The following is a 19,922-nucleotide window of genomic DNA, read 5'->3' as shown; positions in this document are numbered from 1 at the left end:
TCCGTCATTGCCCGAAGAGACCGTCATTGCGAGGAGCCGCAGAGCTAACGCGGGGGGGGGCGGCGAAGCAATCTCCTGCATTGGATTGATATACCCAATATTAGGAGATTGCTTCGCCGCCCTCCCGCACAAATCCCACGCGGCTCCTCGCAATGACGACTTTCTTTCGCAACGACGGCCTTTGGAGCAAAGACGATCTTTTTTATTTTGATTAGAACAGCTTAATTTCTATATTCGCAACTACGTTGCAATAAGTTGACAGCTTTTACCAGATACCGCCAATGGAGTGCCGCCTTGCTGCTGGCTTTATATGCATTTATTGCAATGCCTGTTCAGTACTGGCATACGCACCCGGAGCAAGAGCAGGCTGCGGCCTGGCATTCAGCGGAAGTTTCCATCTTCGGGGCTGGCGCACAACTGAAAGGCGATTGTAAGATATGCGACCACCATTACTCCGTTTATTATGACGACTCCTGCGGGCAACCAGCCCCGCTGCCGGCCGTAAAGAATCTTTCCCTTCGATCTCCCGACCCTGCATTGTCCGAAACAATGCACCTTCCCAGCCCGAATAAGGGTCCGCCTGCCACAACCTGACACCGTTATTCTTCCCGGGGCCTGAAAGACCCTGCCGGTAAGTATTACCGCGAAGTCCGCCGTATGCTTTCCGCCAAACGCGTTTTGCGAAATGCTGACGCAGCTGCGCATGTTATCCGCATCTGTGATGCTGCGCCTGCGCGGCCATGCTATCCCTTATACGTCTCATTCAAATTCTTCCTAACAACAACAAGATGATCCAACGGCTATACTTTTTAATCGTTCTCGGTTTTTTTTCAAACAGCCTATATGCACAGCAGGGCAGGATTGCCGGTAATATTTCCGGTCCTGACCACCAGGTACTCCCAGGCATCACGATCAGCCTCGAAGGGCATGATAAGCTCACACAAACGGACGATAACGGCAATTTCTCCTTTGCAGGTCTTGCCGCCGGCAATTATACCCTCCTGGCAAGGGGCGTTGGTTACAGGGCCAAAAGCAGCCAGGTGAAAGTGGAAGATCATAAAACGGTATTCCTCCGCCTTGAGCTGGATAAAGCAACGTCTACCCTGAAGGAAATAAATGTAACGGCCAGCCGGGGACCTGTGCCAACGGCAACGGTTACACGCACCAGCACGCCGCTGCGCGATATTCCGCAGAATATCCAGTCGGTAGACAGGGCGGCGATGAACGACCAGCAGTTTTTCCAGCTCAACGATGCGTTCGCGAATGTAGCGGGCATCACGTCTGCCAATTATTACGGCGGTTTCAGCTCCCGGGGGTTTACTTCTGAGGCAAGCGGCATTACCACCAACGGCATTAAAGGCTCGCCCTATCCTGAAGGGCAGATACCTTTGCTGGGCAATATCGAAAGCGTGGAGGTGATACATGGCCCCTCGGCCATCCTCTACGGCCAGGGTGGCCTGGGCGGCAATATCAACCTGGTGACGAAGCAGCCGAAGAAATTCACTGTCGTAAATGCCAGCGTTTCCGCGGGTTCCTTCGACCTGTTAAGGGCGCAGGCGGACGTAACCGGCAGCATCAATAAAAAGAAGAACCTGTATTTCCTCGCTGGCGCAGGCTGGCAGAACGGCGGGAGCTTTACCCGGCAATTCGACCGGCGGAGCATCCAGGCTTATGGTTCGCTGAAGTGGGAGATCGGCCCGCGCACCAGCTGGCAGGTAAACGGGAATTATGTGAACGATGATGCCGGCAACAACTACCAGCCCCGCGTGCCGATATACAACAGCCGGGATAAGGACAGCATTTTCCTGGTGCCTTATGATTTTAACCCGGGATACGACAGCCGCTACAAAGGCAACAATTACCAGCTGCAATCCGTGATGGAGCACAGCTTTTCCGCCAACTGGAAAGTGGGGCTGCTGGCCGCTTACAGCGAATCCAGGGCGGAGCGCCGGCAATATACCGCATCCGGTTTTGTAAGGACCACCGACCATACCGTGAGCCGCTCTTACAGCTGGCAAACGATCCATTCACCGCAAACTACCGTTAACCTCTATACGAATATCCGGGTAAAGACCTGGAGCCTTACGCACCAGGTGACCGCCGGCGGCGATGCGATGCTGGCCCGAAACAATTATCCCGGCGGGATCACACAATATGCAGCCACCCGCCTGTCTGTACTGCAACCCGTGCATGAAGGCCATTTCGACTCCACCGGCATGACGTTGTACGGGAAGTCCGCCATCGAAAAATTCACTTATAATACCTTAGGCGCTTACGTGCAGGACCAGGTGGAGATCACTTCGCAAGTGAAGCTGCTGGCGGGTTTGCGGTACAACAATTATTTCAGGCGTTACCTGGCCAACCGTGCGGACGGCTCCGTGATATACGATGAAAGGCCGTTGAGAACGGAAAACTTTTCCCCGCGCCTGGGCATTGTTTACCAGCCTGTACCCACTGTTTCCCTTTATGTGGATTACAACGAGGGATTTTCACCACAGTATGGCAACAATGCGGAAAACGGCGGGCCGTTTGACCCGGAAACATCCAAACAATATGAATTCGGCGCGAAAGGGGAATTTTTCAAAGGTGCCTTGCAGCCGTTTATTACCATTTACCAGAGCACCAAAAAGAACGTGCTGCAATCCGCTCCCAGGCCCGATTTCCCGTACTGGCAGGAAGCCATCGGCGAAGTGCGGAGCAGGGGTGTGGAAATGGGGGTGAAAGGAACTCTCTTCAACAGCCTTTTCCTCACATTGAATTACAACTACAACAAAACGAAGATCACCCAAAGCAAAAAGCCGGAAGACATCGGGCAGCTGTTTGCCAACGCGCCGGAAAACTCCGCGAATGGCTGGATCAAATATTCATTTACGGGCAAAGGATTAAAAGGGTTATTCCTCGGCGGCGGTTTCCAGTATGTTGATGACCGTTTCTTCAGCAATAAAAAACCGGGCGCGAACGTGCTGGAAATGCCCGCCTATACCATATTTAACGCCGTGGCAGGATACCGCTACAAACAATACAGCCTCCAGGTGAACGGCAATAACCTGGCAGACGAGCGTTATGCGTCCAGTGGTTTTTCAAGCGCTTATACGCCGGGCATGCCGCGCAATTGGCTGGTTACGCTCAGCTGTTCATTCAGGTAAAAAACGATGGCATGAAAAAACAAAACATGGTGCTTACCATCGCGGTCAAAGAGGTGGTGGCGGCGTTCCGGAGCAGGGTGGCGACATTGCTGGCCTTTATCACCTGGATCCTGCTGGGAGTGGCGGTATACACCGGCATGCAGCAGGAGCGGGAAGCAGCGGGCAAAAAGAGCAGGGCTGCATCGCTTTTCAGGCATGAATGGGAGGAACAGGAAGCCAACCCGCATTCGGCGGCGCATTTTGGCACTTACCTGTTCAAGCCCCATACCTTCCTCAGCATTTACGATCATGGGCTGAACCGCTTCCTGGGCGAAACTTACAGGGTGGAAGCGCATGTTCAGCACGAAGTGAACCACTCTGAAGCCGAAACTGCAGGCAGCCAGCTGCGTTTCGGGGAATTGTCGGCGGCGATGGTATTCCAGCTGCTGGTGCCGCTGCTGGTGCTGCTGCTCAGCTTTAACGCCATTACGCGCGAACGCGAGAGCAATACCCTGCGTTTGCTGCTGATACAAGGTGTGAAACCCGCCGCGCTGATCCGCGGGAAAATATGGGGTATTTATTTCATTGTGCTGCTGGTAGTGCTGCCCGCATTTTTATTGATGGGTATCCCCGTGATCGTGCAGGACCATGGGCAGGACGCGCTCCTTCGTTATGGACTTTTTACCGTGGCTTACCTGGTGTATTTTTTTCTTTTTTCAGGTATCGGCGTGCTGGTATCCGCATGGAGCCGGCATTCAAACGCGGCGCTCATTGGCAGCCTCGGCGTATGGTTCCTGCTGGCGGTACTTGTTCCGCGGGCTGCTGTGCGTATGATAGACGAAAACAACCGGCTGCCTTCGCGGTTCGAGCTGAACAGGCGCATCGCGCAGGGATACAGCAAAGGGATGGGGGAAGACGGCACCAGCATTGAAAGGAACCGGAAGCTGCTGGATTCCACGCTAAAGCGGTATAAGGTGGATTCCGTTCAGCAGCTGCCCGTTAATTTCGACGGGCTCGCCATGCAAAACGGGGAAGATTATAATACGAAAGTCTATGAACACTATGCAGGCGAAGTGGAGCGCACCGTCCGGCAGCAGCAGGAAAGCCTTGGATGGGTCAGTTTCTTCGATCCGTTCATCGCCGTACAGCAGGTATCTATGGGCGTTGCGGGCACGGATTATCATCATCATCTTTCTTTCCACCGCCAGGCCAAAACCTACCGCGATGAATTCATCCGCATACTGAATATGGACCTGGCCAACAGCGGGTCTGCATACTTATCCTACGGCTACAAAGCGGGGCCTGAGTTTTTCAAGAAAATGAAGGACTTCCGCTATAACCCTCAGCCGGCGGGCCTTGCCGTCGGGCAGCACCGCTGGTCGTGGCTGGCGCTTGCTGCGTGGTGCCTGCTTGTTTATATCCTGGTCAATATTTCCGCGAAGCGGCTAACTAATATATACCCATGAAACTGCTGAAAACAATTTTCATATTCGAATGGCGGCAATTATGCCGGCAGGGATGGCTTTTATCAGGCCTGTGCCTGTTCCTGGCCGTCAGCCTGCTGTCTGTGTATTCGGGCAACCGCACGGTGGGGAAAAGGTGGGTGCAGGCAGACAGCGTTCGCGAAGCGTATCACAAAGACTTTGAGGCCGCACTGAAACGGTTTACGGATACATCGACCAGTAAAGGCAAGGCTGAGGCGAAGACCGCCGGGATGGCCGCGGTGATCAATTTCAGGCTGCCGCAGCATGCTGTTAAATACCCGGAGCCGCTGGCGGCGCTGTCGCTGGGGTTAACGGACATCCGGCCCTGGCATGAACAGGTCCGGTACGTTAAGAACTACAACGATGCCACGGAAATGCCTGTCAACAACCCGATGACGCTGTTCGCCGGTAATTTCGACCTCGCTTTCGTGATCATTTATTTCCTGCCCCTGCTGGTGCTGGCATATTGTTATTCCCTGTATTCATCCGAGAAGGAAGCGGGAACATTGGCCATGCTGGCGGTTCAGGCAGGGAGCGTTGCCCGCGTCGTCCGGCTGAAGCTGCTGTTCCGCTTCCTGGTGCTCGCTGCATTGCTGCTGGTGGTAAACGGGCTGGGTTTTGTACTGGCAGAAAAACGCGCTGCGCCCGGGGTGCCGCAGATGTTATTGTGGTGCCTGTTCTCTTTGCTGTACCTGCTGTTCTGGCTGGGCATCGCTTATTTCATCGTAGCCTTCAGGCAGGGCGCCACGGCCACAGGCATGTACCTTGCCGCCTGCTGGATGCTGGTGCTGGTCATTTTACCCTCCCTGGCCAATACGATCGTCCAGCAACGGCATTCGCTGCCGCTGAAGGATGAGATCGCGGCTTACCGCCGCCACCAGTCGGAAGAAATATGGAATACGCCTGCCCGCATTCTATCAGACAGCTTCAACCGGTACAACCCGCAATACGCATCCACCGCCGATCCCGCAAAGGATACGCTTCACCTGAGCACGCGTTATGTAGCCGGTTATTACGATCTGCTGGAAAGGAGGATGGAGCGGGTCATTGCGCCGTATGAACGGGAAATAGAGGATCGCAACCGGCAACTGGCCGCCCTTTCTGCCTGGAACCCCGCTTCCGTTGCGCAGCAGTGGCTGAATACGCTCGCGGGCACCGAGCTGCCTGCTTATGATCAGTTCTCCCGGCAGGCGGACCAGTTCCAGCGAAGCTGGAAAACCTTTCTCTACGATTTTCATATACCGGGCAAACAATTGCAGGCGGCGGATCTTGAACGGTTCCCTGTTTTCCGCTACCAGCCGCCGGAACTGCCCGTGCGCGGCATGCTGTACCAGGCTTTTATGCTGTTCTGCGGCCTGTGTGTATTGTTTGCCACGGGTTCATTTGTGTTCAACGGGAAAGATCAGGCTTCTTAAAAATTTATGACATGTTACAGGCAATTCAACTGACAAAAAAATACCAGCAGCATACCGCGCTCGATCATCTTAACCTGGAGGTTGCAAAAGGAGAGATCTTTTGCCTGCTGGGGCAGAACGGGGCCGGCAAAACCACCACTATCAACCTTTTCCTCGGGTTTACCGCCGCCACATCAGGGCAGGCCTTCGTGAACGGTCTGGAAGTGAAGCCCGGCGCGGCAGATACCCGGAAATTCATAGCATACATCCCCGAAGTGGTGCAGCTATACGGCAACCTGACAGGGGTGGAGAACCTTGATTTTTTCTGCCGGCTGGCCGGGTTCCGTTACCCGGCAGATATGCTGAAAGGTTTCCTGCAGAAAGCCGGGCTGCAGCCGGATGCGCATGCCCGGCGGCTTTCGGGTTATTCAAAGGGGATGCGGCAAAAGGTGGGCATTGCCATCGCGCTGGCAAAAAATGCAGAAGTGATCTTCATGGATGAGCCCACCAGCGGGCTGGATCCACGCTCCACGCAGGAATTTGCCGACATCGCCCGGCAGCTGGGCAGCGAAGGGAAAACGATCCTCATGGCTACCCATGACATCTTTAATGCCGTCAACGTAGGCACCACCATCGGCATCATGAACAAAGGCGTGCTGGTGCATACCCTTGCAACGGCGGGCATTACGGCGGGGGAATTGCAGCAGCTATACCTGGAGACCATATAAGGCTGTTTCCATGAAATAACAAAGAGAAAACACCGCGGCCCCCCCTAAGTGGTACAATGATTGCTCCCCAACCCCAAACCGGAGTGATGAATTTACAGCCGAAAGAAGTACTCACGGAGCAGGATGTAAGGAGGGGCTTGAGATTGGTGATCGGCGACGGGCTGGCGTCTGAGGCCATGACCACGTTGACCGGCGGGGTTTTTATTGTCGCCATGGCTATTTTGCTCGGCGCCAACAACGTGCAGCTGGGTTTGATAGCGGCATTGCCTACCATGGTGAACGTTTTCCAGCTGATCTCCATCTGGCTGGTAAGGCGGTTCAACAACCGGCGGGGCATCACCGTCATATGCAGCCTGCTGGCAAGGCTTCCGCTGATCTTTATCGGCCTCATGCCGCTGCTGTTCCGTGGTGTGGTGACCATCGAGCTGATCATTCCCATCCTGTTCTTTTATTATCTCTCCGGGGCCGTAGCCGGCGCCAGCTGGAATTCGTGGATGAAAGACCTGGTGCCGGAAAAACAACTGGGCGCTTTTTTCGCAAAAAGAAGCAGCCTCATGCAGTCGCTGAACGTGGTGCTGAGCCTGCTGCTGGCATTGGGGGTGGACTATGTCCGGCGTGATTTCCCGGCCTATGAGCTGGACGCTTACGGTTATATGTTCATCGTTGCCGGTGTGGCCGGTGTTTCAGGCACCCTCATCCTGGCCAGCACGCCGGAACCGAAAAAGATACTGCCACGGGAGAACCTGTTCAGCATGCTCCGCCGGCCGCTGAAAGACCCGAATTTCATGCGGCTGCTGATATTCAACTCCGCCTGGGTGTTTGCCGTAAACATTGCTTCGCCGTTCTTCACCGTATTCATGATGAAAAGCATGGGGCTGGGATTGTCGTTCATCATCGGGCTGAACATCCTCAGCCAGGTGAGCAGCATTCTCACGATCCGGCTGTGGGGGCTGTTTGCGGACAGGTATAGCAACAAGACCATCATCGCCATTGGCGCGCCGATTTATATCCTTTGCCTGATAGCCTGGTGTTTTGTGGGCATTTACACGCAATTGTGGCCCAACCTTGTGCTGCTGGCACTGATCCATTTGCTGATGGGTTTTGCGAACGCGGGCATCAACTTGTCGCTTACCAATATCGGGCTGAAGCTGGCGCCTACGGCGGATTCTATTATATACCTTTCCACGAAGAACATCATCACCGCCATATTTTCCGCACTGGCGCCGCTCGCAGGTGGTTCGCTGGCGGATTTCTTCGCCAACAGGCATTTGAAAATAGACGCGCAATGGACCGATCCCAAATGGAATAAAACCCTTCACATTGTTGAGCTGCAGGACTGGAACTTCCTGTTCCTGATCGGCGCGGTACTGGCGCTCATCGCCGTGAACCAGCTGGGTCGGGTAAAGGAAACGGGGGAAGTGGAAAAGGACGTAGTGGTGCGCATCATGCGCAGCACCCTGCGGAACAACCTGAAGGACAACTTCCTGACTGGTTCCCTGATGAACGGGTATTCCACGATCCGGAATGTTTTCAGGAGGCGATTCTTTTGAGCCAGTATGTTAAAAGCTAAAGATTTCATCTAACGCTACAATGTGTTTTCCCGGACCAAGCACTTTTGGCGCTTTCGCAAGTTTCCCTGCCAATAAAGAAGTGGGTAATGGCTTGAACTTCCGGGCTATTCCAAGTTTGTTCAGCAACCTCAGCAAAGCAGCGAACACGCGTTCGCCAACACGGCTGCTGCCTTTGCGCAACAACAATCCAGGGCGGAAAATGATGTGCCGTTCGAATGCAAGTGCGCCGATCCGCTCTTCCAGCTTGCCCTTCATCTTTGAATAAAACACATTGCTGTCAGGGGAAGCCCCGTAAGCAGACAGCAGCACAACCGATGCGATCCCATTCTTTTTCGCTATCTCAGCAAACTTCACAGGGATCCCGTAATCCACATGCCACTGCTGCTCCTTTGAGCCCGCCGCTTTCCGGGTAGTGCCCAGGCAGGAAAACCACACGTCTCCTTTGATGAAACCGGCAACCTGTTCCAGGTTATCAAAATCAGTCAGCACTTCAAATAATTTTGGCGCGCTGATTCCGATAGGACGGCGCACAAATATTACGATGATGGTATACTGGTTATCCTGCAGCAGTAATTGTACGAGGTCTCTTCCTGTTGCTCCCGTAGCTCCTGTGATCAGCGCTATCATATGATGTATGATTTTAAAGAAAGTAGCAACCCGGAGCCGGAAAAGGCCCCGGGTTGTGCTTAAACTGCCAGCCGGTTTTCGTCAGATCATTTATTGGTGAGCCAGCGCTCAACGGCCCTCGAAAAATCGGCTACGTCAATGGGGTGCCTGCTGGTGATCAGGTTGCCGTCTGTCACCACAGGCTGGTCCAGCACGGTTCCGCCGGCATTTTTCAGGTCTACCTGTATATTCCAGTAACCTGTCAGTTTTTTTCCTTTCAGGATATCGGCTGAAGCCAACACTACCGGCGCATGACAGATGGCCGCGATCAGTTTGCCTGACTTATTGAACTCCCGGATAAAATTGATAACATCTTTGTCGTACCGCAAATTGTCCGGGTTCCAGGCGCCGCCGGGGATAAAGACGGCATCGTAGTCATCCACTTTTACCTGGTCTGCCGTCCGGTCGAATTTTATCCATCCCACGGGCTGCAAATATTGTATCGCCATGATATGGGTCTTTGCCATTTCAGGGTACATAAGGCCATACCTTTCAGGAGCAGGATTATACTTTGGCGCTACGATATCCACTTTGGCGCCCAGTTGCCTGAAATACCATACGGGGCCTAACAATTCAATTTCCTCGAAGCCATCCGCGGCAATCACTGCGATGGTCCTGCCTTTCAGCATCGAGGGGTCCTTTACGGGATCAAAAAAGAATGCGCGCAACGCTTCATTGCCCGGGGCGTTCAACAGCTGCGATACCGGCATGTTCACCACCACCGCGGGAGATGATAGTTGATTCAGTATGGACAGTTCATGATCAGTAGCCTTTACCTGGGCTTGTACGTTAAACACTGTGAGTGTGCCTGCTATCAAGGGCAGCAGGCCCTGGTTGATATGCTTCATCTTTGTTTATTTTTTTGTTTTTGGTAATAATTTATTTCGATGTGAGCGTAATGAGCCGGTGGAGCCCTTTTTGAAAAGGCTGGCTTTTTATACTGGTATTCAGGTAGTCGATCACGGGCTTTATGGGCGGGAAATTCAGGTGGTATTGGAAAGCATCTTCACTCCTGAATTTTTCGTAGGTGACAAACTGCGTACTGTCTTCTTCCAGCTGTGACAGCTGGTAATTAATAACCCCGGGTTCGCTCCGGAACTGCGGCATGGCAGCATGGTATACTTGCCTGAAAGTGCCTTCTGTACCGGGTTTGCTGTCCACGAACAACATGATGGTAATGGGCTCGTCTTCCTTTTCCGGAGGCCTTCTCCATTCGTTTTTTGAAAGCGGTTCCAGGTCGCTGATGTAGATTGTCCGGGCTGGTTGCGCCAGCATTCCTTCGATCTTTTTAAACCCGCCGGTTGCACCTTCTCTCATTTCCTGCAGGGCGCTTTTGCTGTCCCATCTTTCGATGATCCAGAGAACGGAAGGTTTTTCCTGCTCATGATATGCTTCTGCCATGATGTTGTTTTCACGGGCAACCGCCTGCTTCACATATTCCTGGAGCGTTTTCCGGAGCGTTTTTTCGTAGCCGCTCTTCACCTCGAACCGGGTCAGCACAGCTGCGGGCGCTTGCGCGGTTGCGCGTGTTCCCGCCAGCATGAGGCAAATGGTCATCAACGAAAGGATCTTGTTGAACAAGGATGTGGTTTTCTTCACTGTCATTGGTTTAGTTTTTAAGACTGCCGGTAAAAGAAAAATGGTTCCTTTATTACGGGTTATCCGGTGCCGGGATATCAAACCCGTTCAGGATAACCGCGATAAGACAATATCCTGCGACCAGGAAGAACAGCTCCGATACTGCATCCTGGCCGTGCAAGGCCACCGCCCGGTTGTACGTTGAAGCCGGAACGATACGGCCGGCTGCCAATGCAAAGGCAATATGGTGCGCAATGGCTTCCTGCTCATTCAGTCCGTATGGATGGCCGCCCGCTGCAATCGCGGCGATCGTATCCGCCGGCAAGCCGAAAGCCTCCGCCATGATGGCGTGCGCATACAGCTCGAAACGCGCGCCGAACGCCGCTCCTACGGTGAGTATCGCAACTTCGCGTACCCGTTTGTCAAGTGTTGCATGGGTATCGAGTGTTCGCAAAAAGCTCAGCGCAGGTATGCCGAACTGGGGGTAATGCAGCATGGCGGGAAAGGGCCCCGTCAATGCCCCCTGCTCATTGAGCATGCTAACCTGGCGCTGGCTGCGGCCTACGAGCCCTGCAATCTCATCGTGAACGAAACGTACTTCCGGGCTGAGCTGCTCCGGCGGTATGGGGTGAATACGCATGATGTTGTAATTTTTGTTTTATACAATTCCGGCAGGTTCACCGTCGATCAGGATAAAGGCCATGCGGCAAGCCTTGCCGGAACGGTTTGCCCAGGCATGGTTGGTGCCGTTCTGCACAACGATGTCGCCCGCCCGGATGATCGTTTCATCCTGGTCAAGCACCAGCGTTATCTCGCCTTCGAGCACGATGCCGTAATCCACTGTTTTTGTGCGGTGCATCAGCGGGTGAGGGGCGCTTTCTCCGGAAGTGGATGCGTGCTCGTCGCCCATGGCTTTGAACTTGGCAGCTGCGTCCGCGCCGGTCAATTTCCGGATCTCTTCCCCTTCCGGCGGAAATTCTATCACGCGGATGCGCGTTCCGTTTTTAGGAGGGGGCAGCACCAGGCCCTGCTCGTCCCGGTCCTGCGGCCGGGCGTAAATGAAAGCGGGCGTTTCCAGGGTATGCCAGACCTCAAAGAAAGTGGGGCCGCCAGGGCCGCCTACGAGTTGTGCGTTAACGGGCGGCGCATCTGAAACGATCGTTGCTTTTCCATTTGCATCATGGCCTGTTACGACGCGCCTGAAGGTTTTTTGTGATGGGTTCATATCCGGTGCTTATTTAGACTTGGGTTTTTTAAAAACAAATACGCCGAGGTAGTGGAAGAGTACGCCTATTGCCCAGGCAGGGGTAGACCACAGGGGCCAGGGATAAGTTCTGTCGGTAAGGTACCATACCAGCCAGATGGCCGGCACGCCAAGGAGGAAAACGATCAGGTGGATCCTGAAGCCTTTTTTCGGGTCAATAGGGGGAGTGGCACTCCAGTCAGTGTGATGTGTCATTGTGATGAGTTTAAGGGGGAGTGACCAGTTGCATGCCATTTAAGGGAAGGAGATGCAAAGCGCGGATGTAATTTTTTAAAATGCTGATACATAAATTTATATGGGTTGCAATTACCTGTAATCAGACGAAGGATGCATGCGGGGTACTCCGAAATATCGGAGTTTGAAAGCGCCTGCTCCGATAAGCTGGAGTGAAGATCCAATATGAGAACAAACTGAAAACAAAGCGTAATTTGCACTGTGCTGCAGATGGAGGCCGCCAGTGAAATATTGCATGATTATTGGCTTCTTTTGCTGATCCGTAAACGCATTTAAAATCCAACCTTTACCGGCTATCCTTAAAATGAAAGCTATGCCCAGAGCAATAATATTATGCATCACGCTTGGCCTGCTGATACCAGTTGACGGGCATTCACAGTCTTCAATACCATCAGCGGGTTTAGCCGGCGCTTATCATCATCCCTCTGAGGATAAGGGGTCATGGCAGTGGTTGAACTTACAACTCAGTTCCACTTATCTCGTTGTTGCCAGCGAAGGAATGGTGGGGGCAGACAGCTGCCTGTATATCGCCAGCCGGTCGCTGGGCCTAAGCCGGTTGCCGGTGCTGGCGGAAGGAATTGACGATCCCGCTTTGCTGAAACAATCGCAATGGATAGACCGCCAGGAGCCTGGTGCCGGGGTCCGTTTGCTTTCGGAAGCGACCGGCCGCCAGCGCCTGCGGCTGTTCCTGCTGCTGGGTTCTTATTATGCATTTCAACCCCATAGCTACCACAGGTATGGCGACTCCGTGCGGTATTTTTTAAACAGTGCAATAACAGAAAGCAGGTCTTTGAACGAAAAAAAGCTGGGCCGGATCGCGCTTTGCCTGCTTGGAAAGATGTATGTACAGGAGAATGACAGCAGGGGCGATTCCATTTACAATGTACTGATCGGTCAATGCCGGGAAGCCGGGGATAAAGAAACCGAAGCAAGGGCATATGCTTACAGGGGTATGTATACCGCCCCGGCAGCTGCTACTTTACTGCGAAAGGTGGAGGACCTGCAGAAAGCAGCCGGCCTTTATCACAGCCTGGGCGATACGGAAGCAGAGATCAATGTGCTGACAGATCTGGGGTATATGTCCGTTGTAACCGGGCAATTGCAGGCAGCTAATGAAGTTTTCATAAAAGCGCTTCAGCTGGAGGAGCTTATTCACTATCCTTATACGCATTATAACACGGAGGCGCTTGCGAATGTCACCATGTTCCGGGGAAAGTTCGGAGAGCCGCTGCGATATGCCTTTCAAACGGTCAAAGTGGCGGAACGCAGCCGCGACAGCATTGGCTGGGGATATTTTTATGGCCGGCTGGCGCTGCTTTACGAGAGTGAGGACAACCGGGAACAAAGCGTTAAAATGGCGCAGAAAAGCATCAACCGGTTTATTATTGACCGTAACCCGGCCGGGTATAATATGCTGTTTTTGATCGCCGGCAATATGCATAACCAGGGGCGTGCCAGGGAAGCGTTCGACCTGGTACAAGAAACCGCCAGGAGGCTGGGCCCGCCGTCGATCATTTCCGACCAGATCTTTTATTACTCTTTGCTTTCAGACTGTTATTTAAACCTGGGAAACCTGGATCTGGCCGAAGCCTATCTCGGCAAGATGGACTCGCTGGAGACGATAGCGGAGGCCATCAGGGGGCCGCTCCGGAGGGCAGGCATCAATGAGGGGTATGCAGTCATCGCTTATAAGCGGAAGCAGTACGGGAAGGCGCGGGAGTTGTTCAATAAAAGTTTGGCGGATACCGTAACATTAGACCGGGCTTACCTGGCAAACAAACTCAACACATACCGCTGGCTGATCAGCATCGATTCCACGATGGGCGATGATGCCGCCGCCGCAGCTCACTATAAGCAATATACACAACTGCTCGACTCCAATTTCCGGGTAACGAAAATAAGGCAGGCGGAAGAGCTGCAGGTTATCTATGAAACGCAGGAAAAAGAAAGCCTGATCACCCTGTTGAATAAAGAAGCAAGCCAGGCAACGCTTGTGAGGAACCTGACCTTTGCAGGGATTGCCGCGGTGATCATTATTGCGGGCTTATTATACCGGCAAAACCGTTTGAAGCAGAAGAACAACGAAGTGATCACGCTCAAGAACGACCAGCTGCGGCGCCTGGTGACCGACAGGGAATGGCTGCTGAAGGAAATACATCACCGTGTGAAGAATAATCTCCAGATAGTGATCAGCCTGCTTAATTCGCAGGCTGTGTATATTAATAACGATGCCGCGCTCTCTGCTATCCAGGACAGCAAACGCCGCGTGTATGCCATGTCTCTCATCCACCAGAAGCTTTACCAGTCCGAGAATATTGCGTCCATTTCCATGCCTGAATATATCAGGGAACTGGTGAACCATGTCCAGGACAGCCTGGGCGCGGGGAGCCAGGTGATCTTTAAACAGGACGTTGAGCCGCTGGATCTTGACGTATCGCAGGCCATTCCATTGGGGCTGATCATCAATGAAAGTATTGTAAATTCCGTCAAATATGCGTTTCCCGGCGGGCAGAGGGGAGTGGTGAGCATCAGCCTGCGGCACGACGATACTGATCATTTGTTGCTGAACATTTCAGATGACGGCGTTGGCCTGCCGGCGGATTTCGATGTAACGGAGCATCACTCGCTTGGTCTGGAACTGATACGCGGCCTTTCAAAACAATTAAAAGGCCGCTTCAACATGGTAAATAATAACGGTTTCCATATAACGATCAGGTTTGCGGTGACCAGTAAATTAATTTCAGAGGAGGCATTGGCCGACGCTTAAGCAATATGCTATGAATAAAAAAATACTGATCGTAGAAGATGAATTCATTGTAGCGAATGATCTCCGCCTGATACTGGTACCGGCCGGGTACCAGGTGGTGGGTATTGCCGCGTCTGCGGAAGAGGCGGATGAATATCTTCAAAGCAACCGGCCGGATATCGTGATACTGGATATCCGTTTGGAGGGAGACATCTCGGGTATCGAATTTGCCCGGAAACTGAAGGCGGAAAACATCGCGTTTATTTATTTGTCCGCCAACTCCAATCAAAAAGTGCTGGAAGAAGCAAGAACAACGGAGCCCTACGGGTTTCTTGTCAAACCCTTCCGCGAGCGGGACCTGCTGGTGATGCTGGATATTGCGTGGTACCGGCATACGCATAGCCTTGAATCCAAATTACGGCAGGAAGAACATTTGCAGAAGCAGCTAACGGCCATCAGCAATGAAGCTGCAGGCGTTCCGGAAAAAATGCTGAAGGTGGCCAGGGCCATTCAATCTTTTGTACCCTTCGATCTTGTTACAAATGGCCTGAGACCTACCGATGCCGGGCATTTCGGCGATACGGGATATTTACGTACGGGCTTTGATGAATACCAGTTTATTGGAGAAAAGGAGATGATGACGATTACAGGATTAAACCAGCAAGACCTTTCCGCAATGGCAGCGAACAGTCCAACGGAAAATGGGGCATGCATATATAACACGGAAACAGCCGGCAGGGATGCAGGTAATACCTCACTACAAAAGATAATATCAGGCCGCTTCCGGATGAAGTCCTGCCTCGTATTCCCCGTTGCGCTGGGTTATGGGCTGTCCGTTCAATATTATTTTTACAGCAGGCAGCCTGCTGCTTATACAAAAGACCACATCCGCTTACTGGAACGGTTGAAATCCAACCTGGAAGAGCTGGCCGGGAGAACGGCCTATGGCGCGCCGCCGGCAACCGCGGTGAAGAACGGGGCTGCTGCCGCGGGCGTGAAGCAGGAGGATATGATGAGCCATCCCGGGTTTAAGGGCATCATTGGCAGTCATCATCTTTTGTTATCCGCGCTGGACCTGGCGGCGAAGGTGGCCCCGTACAGCACGTCTGTCCTGATATTGGGAGAAAGCGGTACCGGGAAAGAGCGTGTTGCCCAATCCATTCACCTGTTTTCGCCCAGGAAAGACGGGCCTTTCGTAAAGGTTAACTGCGCCGCTATCCCCGCCACGCTGATAGAGTCGGAATTGTTTGGCCACGAAAAAGGCGCGTTTACCGGCGCCATCGAAAAGCGGAAAGGAAAGTTCGAACTTGCCGACGGCGGAACGATCTTCCTGGACGAGATCGGGGAACTGCCGGTTGCCATGCAGGTCAAGCTCTTGCGCGTGCTGCAGGAAAGAGAAATAGAATATGTCGGCGGAAAGGCGCCGGTAAAAGTGAATGTGCGGATCGTAGCCGCCACGCACCGCAACCTCGAAAAAGAAGTAGCGGAAGGGAATTTCAGGCTCGACCTGTACTACCGCTTAAACGTTTTCCCGATTACGCTGCCGCCCCTGCGGGAACGGAAGCCGGACATCGAAGCGCTTTCTTTATTTTTTGCAAAAAAATTCTGCAAGTCATTTAACAAGCCTTTCAACGGCATCAGCGAAACCATGCTGGAAACGCTGCAGGGGTATGACTGGCCGGGAAATATCCGTGAACTGGAAAATATCCTGGAACAATCGGTGGTGCTCAATGACGGCCAGTCGAAGCTGCAGCTGGCCCGGAAGCTTCCGGCAGGCGTGCCGAAACCTGCAGGTAACGACATCGGCACGATAGAAGAAATTAAGGACATCCAGCGGCAAACAGAGAAAGAATACATCATAGCCATTCTAAAAAAGACGAAAGGCCGGATCAGGGGAGTGCATGGCGCGGCGGAAATCATGAAGATCAAGCCCACCACACTGGAATCAAAAATGGCCAAGCTGCATATCAGGCGGCAGGATTTTTTCAATGCGGGGGAGTAACCGCAATGAACCGGTTGGCTACAGGCCAAACGGGTAGTGCTCACTTGATTATTATACGATTCCCCCTGTAACTCCCTTCGCCCGCCTGTCAATAATTCCTCTATTTTACCCTTTTCCAGCCCTATTTTAGCGCCCTCAAATTTGATTATTACCCTTCGGGGTATTATTTTAAAGGCAAATTTCAATCGATTTCAAGATATGGCAAACGCTATAACGAAAGGCAGGATCTGGATGGGTTTTTTATTGGCGGGGATAACAATAGCTTCCTGTAACAATGCAGAGAAAAATTCAAAGGCGGATTCCATCGCCATGCGCCGCCAGTTTGCCGAATCGCCCGTGCTTTCGCCCGCGCAGGCCCTGCAGCATTTCCAGGTGGAAAACGGTTTTACCGTGCAGCTGGTGGCCGCAGAGCCGGATGTAATAGTGCCTGTGGCCATGACCTTCGACGAGCGCGGCCGCATGTGGGTGGCGGAAATGACCGGCTATATGCCGGATACCGTCGGCACAGGCGAAGAAGCCATGAACGGGAAGATCGTGATCCTGGAAGATACCAACGGAGACGGCGCTGCGGATACCCGCACCGTGTTCCTGGACTCGCTGATACTGCCCCGCGCGCTTTGCATCGTGGGCAATGGCCTGCTGGTGGCCGAACCGCCCCGGCTCTGGCACGTGGAAATAAATGACGGCAAAGCCGGGAAGAAAACCCTGGTAGACTCCGCCTACACTGAAGGCGGCAACGTGGAGCACCAGCCCAACGGCCTGTACCGCGCCATGGACAACTGGATCTACAACGCCAAAGCCTCCAAACGCTACCGCCGTGAAGGCAACCGCTGGCTGAAGGAAGACACGCATTTCCGCGGGCAGTGGGGCATTTCGCAGGACAGCTACGGCCGCCTCTACTACAACAACAACTCGGAAAACCTGCTGGGCGATTATTTCTCCCCGGGCCTCGGTTCTACCAATGAGAACCAGCGCCGCGTGGCAGGTTATAATGAAAACATCGTCCCTGACAACCGTACTTATCCCATCCGCCCCACGCCGGGCGTGAACAGGGGATACATGAAAGGCGTACTGGACGACAGCCTGCGCCTGGTGAAATTCACAGCCGCCTGCGGCCCGCTCATCTACCGCAGCAGCCTGTATGGCAGGGAATACCAGGAGAACGCATTTGTGGCCGAGCCTTCCGCCAACCTCATAAAGAGGAATATCCTCAAAGACAGTTCATTTTTTGTGAAAGGCCGCCAGGCCTACGCCGGCAGGGAATTCCTGGCCAGCACGGACGAACGTTTCCGCCCCGTGAACCTCCACGCAGGGCCGGATGGCGCCATTTATGTGCTGGACATGTACCGCGGCATCATTCAACATAAAACCTACCTCACGCCGTACCTGAAAAATGAGATCGGCGCACGCAGCCTTACGCAGCCGCTCAACTGCGGCCGCATTTACCGCATCATCCCGGAAGGGTCGAAGCCGGTGCGCGAAACGCTGAACAACAACCCGGCAGACCTCGTGAAAGCACTGGGCTCAGAGAACGGCTGGACGAGAGATAAAGCGCAGCAGATGCTGGTAGACGGCCAATACAAAGCCGCCGTCCCGCTGCTGAAAGCACTGCTGCAGGATTCTGTGCGGTCGCTGGCGGACCTGCATGCGATGTGGACGCTGGAAGGCCTGCACGCGCTGACGCTGGACGACATCCTGCGCGTATACCAGGAGGACGGCAACATCGCCGTGAATAACAACGCGCTGGCGGCCATCCCTTCGGTATTGGATAAAAGCAATGCTGCATTTATTACAAAACTCCTCGCGGAAATGGCCGGCCATACCAACTATGCGCCGGTGACGGGCTTCCTGCTGCCCGCGCTGAAAAAGTATAATGCCGCCGCCGCAAACGAAATCCTTACAGCGCTCTATCACAACTTCCCCAACAGCCCCTACGTGGCTGCTGCGGTGATCAGCAACGTGCGGGACAAGGAAGTGCAGCTGCTGGCGGACGTTACAGCCTGGAACCCGGATACCAATCTCATCATCCGCCGCAGGCTGGAAAAAGTGATCAAGGATATCAGGAACAACCGCCAGGCCAATGCAGACGGCGCCCTGGCGAAAGAATACCCGCGCGGCGCGCTGATCTTCAAAACCGTTTGCCAAACCTGCCACGGCACCGATGGAGACGGCATTCAATCGCTCGCGCCGCCACTGAACCATTCCGAAATAGTGACCGGCAAAAAAGAACGGCTCATCGCGATCGTGCTGTATGGCCTTACAGGCCCCGTGGAAGTGAACGGCAAAGTATACAAAGCGCCTGAGATCAATGCGGACATGCCCGGCATCGCAACCAGCGACGAGTTCTCTGATGCAGACATTGCGCAGCTGCTCAGCTTCATACGCAACGCATGGAGCAACAAGGCAGAAAAGGTGACGGAAAAAGACGTACAGGCCGTAAGGCAGCAATACAAAGGCCGGCAGAAATCCTTCACGATGGAGGAACTGAAGTAGAGGCCGGGCTTCGTCAGCCCCGCGGCGCAGGTAAAAACGCCGCGGGGCTGATCAAAGAAGTTTATAGAAGAGATAAGGTGTGAACGCTATTTTTTGGTGAAAGCGATCTTATCGCCGTAGGCAACCTTGTATTTATCGGCAAAACCGGCATTGGTTTCCACAACATACTGCGCCTTCTTAAAAGACGGAAGGCTTTCTTCAGACAGGGGAGTGGCGTACTTCTGGATGCTTACGATCTCGAAATTCTCATTCACATACATGATATCCAGCGAAATGTAGGTGTTCTTCATCCAGAAAGACTGCTCTTCTGGAGCGGAAAAAATGAACAGCATGCCCTGGGTATCTTCCATAGACTTGCGGTCCATCAGGCCTTTGGCTCTTTCTTCATCCGTTTCGGCTATTTCAATAGCGATCGTTTTGATCGTATCGCCTTTTGCTTTGCTGATGAATGACAGCTGGCCTTCATTCTTAAATACCGGCCCATCCGCCGGCGCGGGGGCAGCGGGGGTAGTGGAGGCGGAACCCGTGTCCGTACTGCTTTCCTGTTTGGGTTGGTTGTTGCAGGAAGCGGCCAGTGCAAAGCCGGAAAGCGCCATGATCCACATAAAATTCTTCATGATAACTCGGTTTGAGGCTT

General features: G+C 53.4%; 16 protein-coding genes. 9 read left to right on the top strand and 7 right to left on the bottom strand.

Going from position 1 to position 19,922, the window contains the following annotated elements:
* Positions 1 to 324 precede the first annotated feature (324 nt).
* From R3I13_RS09880 to R3I13_RS09855, 6 genes are all read left to right on the top strand, one after another.
* Positions 325 to 594, top strand: coding sequence for a hypothetical protein (locus tag R3I13_RS09880; protein ID WP_346317777.1), 270 nt, complete (start codon positions 325 to 327; stop codon positions 592 to 594).
* Between the two features lie 194 nt (positions 595 to 788).
* Positions 789 to 3,146: a TonB-dependent receptor gene (locus tag R3I13_RS09875; protein WP_346317776.1), complete on the top strand. Its 2,358-nt coding sequence runs from the start codon at positions 789 to 791 to the stop codon at positions 3,144 to 3,146.
* 11 nt (positions 3,147 to 3,157) lie between these two features.
* Positions 3,158 to 4,591 carry a DUF3526 domain-containing protein gene (locus R3I13_RS09870; RefSeq protein ID WP_346317775.1) on the top strand — a complete coding sequence of 478 codons (1,434 nt, stop codon included), beginning with the start codon at positions 3,158 to 3,160 and terminating at the stop codon, positions 4,589 to 4,591.
* Entirely contained in the window at positions 4,588 to 6,024 is a 1,437-nt protein-coding gene (locus tag R3I13_RS09865; RefSeq protein WP_346317774.1) for a DUF3526 domain-containing protein, read from the top strand. Before R3I13_RS09870 ends, R3I13_RS09865 begins: the two co-directional genes overlap by 4 nt.
* An 11-nt stretch (positions 6,025 to 6,035) precedes the next feature.
* The gene (locus tag R3I13_RS09860; protein WP_346317773.1) at positions 6,036 to 6,731 is read left to right on the top strand and encodes an ABC transporter ATP-binding protein; all 696 of its coding nucleotides are present in this window, start codon (positions 6,036 to 6,038) and stop codon (positions 6,729 to 6,731) included.
* A gap of 86 nt (positions 6,732 to 6,817) precedes the next feature.
* Complete coding sequence (locus tag R3I13_RS09855; RefSeq protein WP_346317772.1) at positions 6,818 to 8,281, top strand: MFS transporter; 1,464 nt, start codon at positions 6,818 to 6,820, stop codon at positions 8,279 to 8,281.
* Positions 8,282 to 8,290: 9 nt separating this feature from the next.
* Here the strand turns inward: R3I13_RS09855 and R3I13_RS09850 are convergent, their stop codons facing one another.
* The 6 genes from R3I13_RS09850 to R3I13_RS09825 form a co-directional block, all read right to left on the bottom strand.
* A complete protein-coding gene (locus R3I13_RS09850) occupies positions 8,291 to 8,929 on the bottom strand; it encodes an NAD(P)H-binding protein (protein WP_346317771.1) in 639 nt (212 codons plus the stop codon).
* A gap of 86 nt (positions 8,930 to 9,015) precedes the next feature.
* Entirely contained in the window at positions 9,016 to 9,816 is an 801-nt protein-coding gene (locus R3I13_RS09845) for a type 1 glutamine amidotransferase domain-containing protein (protein ID WP_346317770.1), read from the bottom strand.
* A gap of 31 nt (positions 9,817 to 9,847) precedes the next feature.
* On the bottom strand, positions 9,848 to 10,573 hold the full coding sequence (locus R3I13_RS09840; protein WP_346317769.1) for an antibiotic biosynthesis monooxygenase family protein: 726 nt from the start codon (positions 10,571 to 10,573) through the stop codon (positions 9,848 to 9,850).
* A gap of 46 nt (positions 10,574 to 10,619) precedes the next feature.
* Entirely contained in the window at positions 10,620 to 11,186 is a 567-nt protein-coding gene (locus R3I13_RS09835; protein WP_346317768.1) for a carboxymuconolactone decarboxylase family protein, read from the bottom strand.
* Between the two features lie 18 nt (positions 11,187 to 11,204).
* Positions 11,205 to 11,771, bottom strand: a complete 567-nt coding sequence (locus R3I13_RS09830; RefSeq protein WP_346317767.1) for a cupin domain-containing protein — start codon at positions 11,769 to 11,771, stop codon at positions 11,205 to 11,207.
* A 9-nt stretch (positions 11,772 to 11,780) separates the two neighbouring features.
* Positions 11,781 to 12,005 carry a 2TM domain-containing protein gene (locus tag R3I13_RS09825; RefSeq protein WP_346317766.1) on the bottom strand — a complete coding sequence of 75 codons (225 nt, stop codon included), beginning with the start codon at positions 12,003 to 12,005 and terminating at the stop codon, positions 11,781 to 11,783.
* A gap of 352 nt (positions 12,006 to 12,357) precedes the next feature.
* Here R3I13_RS09825 and R3I13_RS09820 point away from each other — a divergent pair, with 352 nt between their 5' ends.
* The 3 genes from R3I13_RS09820 to R3I13_RS09810 all read left to right on the top strand — a co-directional run bounded on the left by R3I13_RS09820 (position 12,358) and on the right by R3I13_RS09810 (position 19,285).
* Positions 12,358 to 14,811: a histidine kinase dimerization/phosphoacceptor domain -containing protein gene (locus tag R3I13_RS09820; protein WP_346317765.1), complete on the top strand. Its 2,454-nt coding sequence runs from the start codon at positions 12,358 to 12,360 to the stop codon at positions 14,809 to 14,811.
* 10 nt (positions 14,812 to 14,821) lie between these two features.
* Positions 14,822 to 16,792: a sigma 54-interacting response regulator gene (locus tag R3I13_RS09815; RefSeq protein WP_346317764.1), complete on the top strand. Its 1,971-nt coding sequence runs from the start codon at positions 14,822 to 14,824 to the stop codon at positions 16,790 to 16,792.
* Positions 16,793 to 16,990: 198 nt separating this feature from the next.
* Positions 16,991 to 19,285 (top strand): c-type cytochrome, encoded by a 2,295-nt coding sequence (locus R3I13_RS09810; RefSeq protein ID WP_346317763.1) that lies wholly within the window; start codon positions 16,991 to 16,993, stop codon positions 19,283 to 19,285.
* Positions 19,286 to 19,371: 86 nt separating this feature from the next.
* On the opposite strand, the gene R3I13_RS09805 is transcribed toward R3I13_RS09810, so the two are convergent.
* On the bottom strand, positions 19,372 to 19,902 hold the full coding sequence (locus tag R3I13_RS09805) for a DUF192 domain-containing protein (protein ID WP_346317762.1): 531 nt from the start codon (positions 19,900 to 19,902) through the stop codon (positions 19,372 to 19,374).
* Positions 19,903 to 19,922: the final 20 nt, after the last annotated feature.

It is taken from the genome of Chitinophaga sp. YIM B06452 (genome assembly GCF_039655965.1).
GTDB lineage: Bacteria > Bacteroidota > Bacteroidia > Chitinophagales > Chitinophagaceae > Chitinophaga.
Note: the sequence above shows the minus strand (reverse complement) of the source record. Positions and strands in the feature narration are given on the sequence as shown.